5 protein-coding genes are annotated in these 9,376 nt (G+C 72.4%); 4 read left to right on the forward strand and 1 reads right to left on the reverse strand.

The window, feature by feature from the left end; all coding sequences use genetic code 11:
• Positions 1-1,558, forward strand: a 1,558-nt coding sequence (locus tag AC5LUJ_RS12325; protein ID WP_250286080.1) for an AAA family ATPase, incomplete at its 5' end; no start/stop codon positions are given.
• A 491-nt stretch (positions 1,559-2,049) separates the two neighbouring features.
• Here the strand turns inward: AC5LUJ_RS12325 and AC5LUJ_RS12330 are convergent.
• Entirely contained in the window at positions 2,050-3,135 is a 1,086-nt protein-coding gene (locus tag AC5LUJ_RS12330; RefSeq protein WP_250286079.1) for an LLM class flavin-dependent oxidoreductase, read from the reverse strand.
• A gap of 458 nt (positions 3,136-3,593) precedes the next feature.
• Between AC5LUJ_RS12330 and AC5LUJ_RS12335 the strand changes: the two genes are divergently transcribed.
• From AC5LUJ_RS12335 to AC5LUJ_RS12345, 3 genes are all read left to right on the forward strand, one after another.
• Positions 3,594-5,690, forward strand: coding sequence for an NAD(+) synthase (locus tag AC5LUJ_RS12335; RefSeq protein ID WP_250286078.1), 2,097 nt, complete (start codon positions 3,594-3,596; stop codon positions 5,688-5,690).
• A 327-nt stretch (positions 5,691-6,017) separates the two neighbouring features.
• The gene (locus AC5LUJ_RS12340) at positions 6,018-6,491 is read left to right on the forward strand and encodes a toll/interleukin-1 receptor domain-containing protein (RefSeq protein ID WP_250286077.1); all 474 of its coding nucleotides are present in this window, start codon (positions 6,018-6,020) and stop codon (positions 6,489-6,491) included.
• A partial coding sequence (locus tag AC5LUJ_RS12345; protein ID WP_493464961.1) for an NACHT domain-containing protein occupies positions 6,491-9,376 on the forward strand: 2,886 nt, incomplete at its 3' end. The genes AC5LUJ_RS12340 and AC5LUJ_RS12345, both read left to right, overlap by 1 nt.

Here is a 9,376-nt window from a genome sequence, read left to right on the forward strand (position 1 = left end):
CCTGCGGGTCCACGACCAGGGGGATGTCGTCGGGAGTGAAGACATACGGGCGCAGGGGCAGGCTGCTCGGCCTGCCCGCGGCGAGCAGTCGCTCGTACCAGCGGGCTGGAGCACACCGCAGGACGTCCGCGTCGACCTCTCCATGGCGGCCAGCGTCGGTCAGGTGACCAAAGAAGTACCCGGCGACATCGCGAGTACGAGCATTGTAGACTTCTTCATGCAGAATTTCTGCATAGATCTGCTCGTGACAGAACTGCTGGCTACGTCTCCCGGGAGGTCGATCATGCTTCTCCGGTTCCGGGTGGCCAACCATCGATCCATCCGCGACGAACACGAGCTCTCGTTGATCGGCACCGAGCTCAACGAGGGGACCGCGCGCCCGACGTCGCTGACGTCCAAGGGACGGCCGGTGACGGTACTCCCCGTGGTAGGGGTCTTCGGGGCGAACGCGTCCGGCAAGTCGAATCTGCTGGCCGCCGTCTGTTTCATGAAGGATGCGGTACGCGGCTCGTTCGCGGACTGGGCGAAGACCCCTGGGAGCGTCCCCCGTGAGCCCTTCCGACTGGATCCGTCCTGCCGGGAGCAGACGTCGCTGTTCGAGGTCGACCTGCTGCTGGGTCGCACCCCCGTCCGCTACACCTACGGCTTCGAGCTCTCGGACGGGCGGGTCGAGGCGGAGTGGCTGCACGCCTACCCCCACGGCAAGCGCAACATCTGGTTCGACCGGGATGCCGGCCGGGCCGACGATGGCGGGGACGAATTCGTCTTCAAAGGCTCCGGGTTCAGAGGCAGGCGCGAGGATCTTGTCGCGTTGACCCGGCCGAACGCGCTCTTCCTCTCGGTAGGAGCCACGCTCAACGACCCGCAGCTCTCCGCCCTGCACCGCTGGTTCCTCGACAGCCTGTGGCCGGTCACCCCCGGCGCCGACACCGCGGCCCGCACGCGCTGGACCCAGCACCTGCTGACAGACCCGGAACAGGCTACTCATTACCATAACCGCATCGATCAAATGCTGTCCGTAGCCGATCTCGGCCTGGCCGGGATCGACGTCGACCACAACACCGGACAGGTCAGACTGCGCCACCGGACGCCGGACGGCGGAACCATCCCGCTGGACTTCCTGTCCGAGGAGTCCCTCGGCACCCACGCCTGGTTTGCCTTCCTCGGCCCCCTGCTGATGGCCCTGGACTCCGGCACCACCCTGTTGGTGGACGAACTCGACGCAAGTCTGCACCCCACCCTGGCCGCGGAGGTCGTCCGGCTCTTCCAGGACCCCGACGTCAACCCGCACAACGCTCAGATGATCTTCACGACACACGACGCGACCCTGCTCGGCAACGCAGTCCTTGACCGCCCGCTCGACCGGGACCAGGTGTGGCTCACCGTGAAGAAACACTCAGGCGCCACCGAGTTGTACCCGCTGACCGACGCCCGGCCCCGTAAGGAGGAGAACCTTGAACGCGGCTACCTGCGCGGCCGCTACGGGGGGGTCCCCCGGGTCACCGCCGGCGAACTCGTCCGTGCGCTCACCTGGCCGGCGACAAGGGCAACAGCGTGAGCGGACGCAACAGACAGCCTGACAGCCCACCTCCGGCGAAACGCCGCCGGAGGGGAAGCATGGAAGACATGCGTCCGCTGGACCGCAGAGCCACACGGCGCGAAGCTCTCCGCGACAGGGAGGGGACGGCTGTGGCGAACGCCCGGGCACTCGTCACAGCCTGCCCGCACGGTGCCTGTGACGCAGCACAGGCGCAGTACGAGTCGGTGGACAGAAACGCCGACGTGTCCCCGGCGGAGTGGTCGGCGCGCTCCGGGCACGCCCCCGGCTGCCCCGTCCTGGGCCGAGACCCGTCGACCGATGTCTGGCGGCTGCTCACTGCCCTGGGCATCGTCCGGTCTCCGGACCTGTCGCGCCGCCCGCGGCGGGACGGTCACGTTACGTTTATCTGAAAGGAATGGATCTCCAGGCCAGTTCCGGGAGGTGTGCCGTGACCACGGAGATGGTCGTTCCCGCCTGGATACACCTGCCGATCATGGAATCACATCCGGTCAGACATCCGCTCGGACCGGTTCCGGGGCGCGCAGCAGCGGGAGGAGCTGGTCGCCGATGCGGGCGGCCTCTTGCCGGTAGGGGGTGTCGGAGAGGACGAAGTGGGTGATGCCGAGGGCGGCGTACCCGCGCAGGGCGGTGGCCACGTCGTCCGGGGAGCCGACCAGCCAGGTGGTGCCCGCGCCGCCGCCGCCATACCGGCCGGGGGCGGTGTAGAGGCAGGAGTCGAGCACCTCGCCGCGTTCGGCGAGGTCGAGCAGCCGCTGCTGGCCGACGGCCCGGCGCCGTTCGGGGTCGTTGTGCTGATCGACCTCACGCGCCATCAGCGCCACCTTCGCCTCGGCGTCCCGCCAGGCATCCTCGGTGGTGTCCCGGACCAGGGTCGTGATCCGCAGCCCGAACTCCAGCGGGGCGTGGGCGCGGCCGACGAAGGAGCTCAGCGTCTTCAGCCGGTCGATCCGCTCGGCGATGCCCTCCAGCGGCTCACCCCAGAAGAGCTGGACGTCGGCCTCGGCCGCCGACACCCGCTCCGCGGCGGCCGAGGCACCGCCGAAGTAGAGCCGCGGGTGCCGGCCGCGCTCGGCGAGGTGTGGCCGCGGGCGCACTGTCGAGTTCTCGACAGCGAAGTACTCGCCACGGAAAGTGACGTCCTCCTCGGCCCACAGCCGCCGCACGAGCTGGAGGAACTCCCTGGTGCGGCCGTACCGGCGGGCCGGGTCGTGCTGCGCGTCGCCGTACGCGCCAAGGCTGTCCTGACCGCTGACGATGTTGATGAGCAGGCGCCCGCCGCTGAGCTGGTCGAGGGTGGCGGCGGCGCTGGCGAAGTGCGCCGGCTGCCAGTATCCGGGCCGGATCGCCGCCAGCGGCTGGAAGGTGGTGGTGCGGGCGGCCAGCGCGGTGGCCACGGTGAAGGTGTCCGGACGGCCCCAGCCCGTCCCGATGAGGGCGCCGCCCCAGCCATGGTCCTCCGTGGCGCGGGCGAGGTCGGTGGAGAAGTCGAGGGTTCCCCACCCGTCGCGGGTGTCGTCTCCGCGGTGCCCGGGCTCGACGGTGTTGGGGATGTACCAGAGGAACTCCGTGCTCATCTGAAGACCTCCTGCCTGAAGACCTCAGCCCCACCTGGTTCCGCACCGGTCCGCGCGCGGCCGGTTGAGGTATGCCCCGCCCTGTTGACCGCGCGGTCGTCATACAGCATTGAACATGCCGCCCGCCGGCACGGCTGAAGGATCCGGAGCGCCGTGCCGGCCGTATCGGCGCTCCGGGCGGCGGGTACGGGCGCAGGCCAGCTCGAGCCGCCGACACCGTGACAGACACGACAGACGCGACAGACGCGACAGAGGGCACGGGCCCACGCTTCTACACGGCATCGTGAACGCTTCCGCCCCGGGAAAGCCGGCCGCGCGCCGGGGCCGGCCGGCCGCGCGGCCGCGGCGACGCGGGACGCCGGGAACGCGCAGGATGTGCAATGGCACGACAGGCGGCGCGCGGACGCGCGGAGCCGGAACGCGTGTGACGTCAGAACGCGGGGGCGAGGAGGGACGGCGTGGGCCAGCGGGAGTTCGGCTCGATCCACAGCCACGGGCTGGTACGGGTGGCTGTGGCGGCCCCGCCGGTCGCGACCGCGGACCCGGCGCGCAACGCCGAGGGGACGATCGCGCTCGCCCGCGCGGCGCACGCGGACGGCGTCGACGTGGCGGTGTTCCCCGAGCTCGGCCTGTCGTCCTACGCGATCGACGACCTGCACCTGCAGGACGCCCTGCTGGACGCGGTCGAGGAGGCGGTGGCCGCCGTCCGCGAGGCCAGCCGCGGCCTCGGGCCGCTGCTGCTGGTCGGGGCGCCGCTGCGGCGGGGCGGCCGGCTCTACAACACCGCCCTGGCGATCTCGCGCGGCCGCGTCCTCGGCGTCGTGCCGAAGACGTTCCTGCCGAACTACCGCGAGTACTACGAGAAACGCTGGTTCGCTCCGGGAGCCGGTGTCACCGGCCAGGAGATCACCGTGGCGGGCGAGACCGTGCCTTTCGGCACCGACCTGCTGTTCACCGCCTCCGACCTGCCCGACCTTGTGATCGGTGTCGAGATCTGCGAGGACTACTGGTCCCCCATCCCCCCGTCCTCCTACGCGGCTCTGGCCGGGGCGACGCTGCTGGCGAACCTGTCGGCGTCGAACATCGTCGTCGGCAAGGCGGCCGACCGGGCGTATCTCTCCGCCGCCCAGTCGGCCCGCGCCGTCGCGGCCTACGTCTACTCGGCCGCGGGCCTCGGGGAAAGCACCACCGATCTCGCCTGGGACGGCCAGGGCACGATCCACGAGCTCGGTGAGCTGCTCGCCGAGTCCGAGCGGTTCGCCGACGGGCCGCGGCTGACCGTCGCCGACGTCGACCTCGCCCGTATCCGCCTGGAGCGGATGCGGACACCGACGTTCAACGACAGCGCGGTACTGGCCGGGCAGCCCGAACGCCGGTTCCGTACCGTCGCCTTCGAGCACCGTCCGCACCGGCGGGACGTCGGGCTGCGGCGGCACCAGCGCCGCTTCCCGTTCGTCCCCGACACCCCGGAGCGGCTCGATCTCGACTGCTACGAGGCGTTCAACATCCAGGTGCACGGCCTGGCCCGGCGGTTCCGCTCCGCCGGCGGCCGGACGATGGTGATCGGCGTCTCCGGCGGGCTCGACTCCACGCACGCGCTCATCGTCGCGGCCAAGGCGTGCGACCGGCTCGGGGTGCCGCGGTCGGCGATCCTGGGCTACACCATGCCCGGTTTCGCCACCGGGGAGGAGACGAAGTCGAACGCCTGGGCGCTGATGCGCGCGCTCGGCGTGACCGGCGCGGAGATCGACATCCGGCCCGCCGCCCGCCAGATGCTCGCCGACCTCGGGCATCCGGTGGCGGAGGGCGAACCGGTGTACGACGTCACCTTCGAGAACGTCCAGGCCGGGCTGCGGACGGACTATCTGTTCCGGCTGGCGAACTCCCACGGCGGCTTCGTCGTCGGCACCGGCGATCTCAGCGAGCTGGCGCTCGGCTGGTGCACCTACGGCGTCGGCGACCAGATGAGCCACTACGCGGTCAACGCGGGGGTGCCCAAGACGCTCATCCAGTACCTCATCCGCTGGACGGTGGCCTCGGGCCAGTTCGACGAGGCGGCCGGCCGGCTGCTGACCGCGATCCTGGGCACCGAGATCTCACCGGAGCTCGTGCCCGCGGACGCCGAGACCGGCGCGCTGCAGAGCACCCAGGACCGTATCGGGCCCTACGAGCTGCACGACTTCTTCCTGTTCCACATCCTGCGCTACGGGCTGCCGCCGTCGAAGGCCGCCTTCCTCGCCTGGCACGCCTGGCGCGACGCCGCGGCCGGACGCTGGCCGGCCGGTTTCCCCGCCGACGGCCGGCACGCCTACGACCTGCCGACGATCACCCGCTGGCTGAAGGTGTTCCTCTTCCGTTTCTTCGAGCTCTCGCAGTTCAAACGGTCGGCGCTGCCGAACGGCCCGAAGGTGTCGTTCGGCGGCACGCTCTCGCCGCGCGGCGACTGGCGGGCCCCGTCGGACGCGAGCGCGGCCGTCTGGCTGGCCGAACTCGAACGCAACGGCCCACCGGACACGACGCCGCGGCACAACCAGCCGCGCCCAGCCGGGCCCTGACAGCAACCATCCCAACGGTGGCGCCATGCACGCTGGGGCCTGGCTCGCCGTGCGCGCTGGGGCCTGGCTCGCCGCCCGCGCCTGACAGGTTCCACGAGCGCGCCGACACACGTTCCGCGCCCACGACGCGCCGGCCGAGTCGGCTCCACGACCGAGCCCCGCCCCCCTGGCCCTCCTCGACCGTGCGCCGTGGCAACGGCAGCCGTTGCGGGTGAACGACACCGTGAGCCCGTGGCCGGTGGCGGTGGCGATCCGGCCAGGTGCGTTGCGTGTCGCAGCATCGGCTATCGTGAAGTCATCGGGAAAAACGTGAAAAGGGGTCCGCGGATGGGCAGGCTGGTCCACGCCTCGCTGTTCCTGAGCTGGTGCCACGACGATGTCGCGGCCAAGCGGGCGCTGCTCGAGCAGCTTCACCTGGACGGCCTGGCCGGGGTGCGGATCGCCTGGTGGGAGGATTCCCACCTGCTCCTCGGCGAGGACTGGCGCCGGCAGATCCTCAGCCGGCTGGACCACTGCGACTACGGGCTGCTGCTCCTGAGCCCCGGCTTCTTCAGCAGCCGCTTCATCCTCCGCGAGGAGCTCCCCCGGCTGCTCGGGCCGAGCGCCGACAAGGTGCTGCCGGTGATGCTCAAGCGGGTGCCGTTGGACGGTTCGCACGATCTGCACGGGGTGGACGCGCGGCAGGTCTTCGCCGGTGCCGGCGGCCGCTGCTTCACCGAGACCCGGGGCGCCGGCCGGGAACGGTTCGCCCTGGACCTCGCCACGGCGATCCGCCGGCGTGTGCTGAGCGACGCCGCCTGATGGGGCGGCTGCCGCGCCGGGCGGTGCTCCGGCACCTCGACCGGCTCACCGACGACGTCACCCCCCGGCAGCTGTCCCGGCTGCGGGCCCTGGCCGACCTGATCGACGACGACGGCCGGATCCCGATGCCGCGGGCGCTGGACGCGGCCACGCCCGGCGGCAGCGACCAGAAGGCGCAGGACGCGTTCCGCAAGTTCCGGGCCGCGCTCGACGATGCGGCGGCCGCGGCCGGCGTCGAGCTGCGGCTGGTGAGCGACCAGCGGAAGGCCCCGCCGGCCGACCGGTTCTGCTGGTTCGAGGGCGCGGACGCCATCGGTGACGAGATCGCCGAGCGGTCCCAGCGGGAGGCCGCTCGCGGGACGGGCGACGAGCCGGTGCCGGCGACGGTGAGCGAGGTGATCCGCGGGGTTGTGCACGTGGAACGCGGGGTTGTGCATGTGGAGACGGCGCTGGAGGCTTCCGACGCGGTGCGGCGGCGGGAGCGGCAGTTCGTCGAGCTGCTGGCCGAGCAGCTGGCGGCGCGTCCCGGCTACCGGCTCACCAGCGCGTCCGACATCGCGCTCGGGCTCGCGGTCGACAGCGAGCGGCGGCGGCTGCGGGAGGCGGCCGACGTGGTGGTGGAGCTGGACAGCGCCGCCGCGCGGCGGCACGCGCACCCGGGCTCGACGGCCCGCCGACCGATCCGGGTCGCCCTCGAGGGAGTGGCCCGCGGGGCTGAGCCGGCCGGGCCGGCCGGGCCGGCCGGGGACGTGCTGCACGGCGCCGGCCAGCCGTTCAGCCAGCGCACGCAGCGGCCGGCGCGGCTGGAGTTCGTCGAGATGGTGCTGGGGCTGATCGACGACCGGCTGGGTGAGCCCGGCACGCCACGGCCCGAGCCGGAGGGGTGGGCTCGGCTGCTGGCCGACCGGCACGCGCTGGACAGCGAGCCCGGCACGCCATGGCCCGAGTCGGAGGGGTGGGCTCGGCGGCTGGCCGACCGGCGCGCGCTGGACGTGGAGCCGGTGCCGCCGAAGGCCGGGGAGACGTCGCTCGCCGCCGACGTCCTGGCCGCGGCGGGCCCGCGGCGGTTCAGCGAGCCGGTGCCGGCGGTGGAGCGGCTGCTGGTGTGGGCCACCGACACCTCGGCGGCCGCCCGGCACCTGTGCGCGCTGCTCGGCGACGTCGGCATGGGCAAGACCACCACCGTCAAGCTGCTCACCCAGGCGCTGCTGGATCTCCGCGGCGACGACCGCTCGGCGCCGTTGCCGATCCTGTTCGACCTGCGCGACCTGCCACCGGCGCTGGCCAGGGAGGGGGCGGGCCATCCGAGGATTCTGGAGGCGCTGCTGGCCGCCGGGGACCTCGGCACCGGCCCGTCCGCCGCGCAGGTGCTGGACCTGGTCGCGGCCGGCAACTGTGTGCTGATCTTCGATGGGCTGGACGAGGTGCTGGTGCACCTGGACCCGCACGCCGGCCAGGTGTTCACCCGCCGGCTGTGGCGGGCCACCGAGGATGCCTGGCGGTCCCGGCCGGCCAGCCAGCGGGCCGACCGGCCGAGCCGGCTGCTGCTGTCCTGCCGCACCCACTACTTCCGCTCGATCCGGCACGAGACCACGCACTTCACCGGCCAGCACCGGGACGGCCCGGCCGGCCCCGACTACCTGGCCCTGCTGATGCTGCCGTTCGACGAGGAGCAGGTGCGCGCGTACCTGGCCGCCAACGTGCCCGGCGCGGACGTCGACCGGCTGCTGGAGCTGATCGACAGCGTGCACAACCTGCGTGAGATCGCCGAGCGGCCGCTGACCCTACGGATGATCGCCGAACAGCTGGAGACGGTGGAGCACGCCAAGCTGGCCGGCCGCACCGTGCGCGCGGTGGACCTGTACGCGTCGTTCGTCATGCAGTGGCTGGAGCGGGACGACGGCAAGCACTCGCTGTTACCGGAGCACAAGCAACTGCTCATGGAGCACCTCGCGGCACAGCTGTGGCGGTCGGGCCGCACGACGTGGGAGGTGGCCGACGTCGAGCAGTGGCTGCTGGAGTTCCTGGCCGGCCGGCCCGACCTGGAGCTGCACTACCCGGCCCGGACACCCGACCTGTGGAAGGAGGACCTGCGCACGGCGACGTTCCTGGTCCGCCGGGGCGACGACACGTTCGGGTTCGCGCACACGTCGCTGCGGGAGTACTTCCTCGCCCGATATCTGGGCCGGGCGCTGGAACTGCCCGCGGAACAGGCGCGCGAGCACTGGCAGCTGCCGGTCCCCAGCCCCGAGACCCTCGACTTCCTCGGCCAGTGGCTGGCAGGACGCGACGAGGAGAGACATGGCGAAGGGAAGCATTCCCCTCACATCGCCACGCTGGCGGAGCTGGCCGCCCATGCCCCGGCGGGCCGGGCTGACGCGGCGGCGGTGCTGGCCTTCGCGTACAGCCTGGCCGCCGCCCGTGGCGGCCACCCGGCCCACCGCCCGGCCGGCGCCGTCCTGGCCGGCGCCGATCTGGCCGGCTGGTGGATCGACGGCGGCGGCCGGCGGCTCGACCTGCGCGGGATGTCGTTCGCCGGAGCCGATCTGACCGGAGCCGTGATACGCGACGCCGACCTGTCAGGGGCCGACCTGGCCGGCGCGAACCTCACCCGGGCCGAAATACACGACACCGACCTGAACGCGGCCGATCTGCGCCGCACCGGTCTCGCCGGCACGCTGTTCCGACGCTGCGACCTGAACGCCGCCCACTGGGCCGGCTCCACCGCCCACCGGACGCAGGCCCTGCTGTGCCGTTCAGCTCCGAGCACACGCCGGCCGGGCTGGCTGGTGGCACCGACCAACGCCCCCCGCCGAGCCGACGCCCGGCTGTCGTCCTTCACCGGCCACACCAGCCTGGTCACCCACGGGGCGTGGAGCCCCGAC

The organism is Protofrankia sp. CiP1_Cm_nod3 (assembly GCF_982290655.1).

Coding starts and splice junctions, on each gene's coding strand:
- AC5LUJ_RS12330 (WP_250286079.1), bottom strand. CDS start 3,135: ATGAGCACGGAGTTCCTCTGGTACATCCCCAACACCGTCGAGCCCGGG.
- AC5LUJ_RS12340 (WP_250286077.1), top strand. CDS start 6,018: ATGGGCAGGCTGGTCCACGCCTCGCTGTTCCTGAGCTGGTGCCACGAC.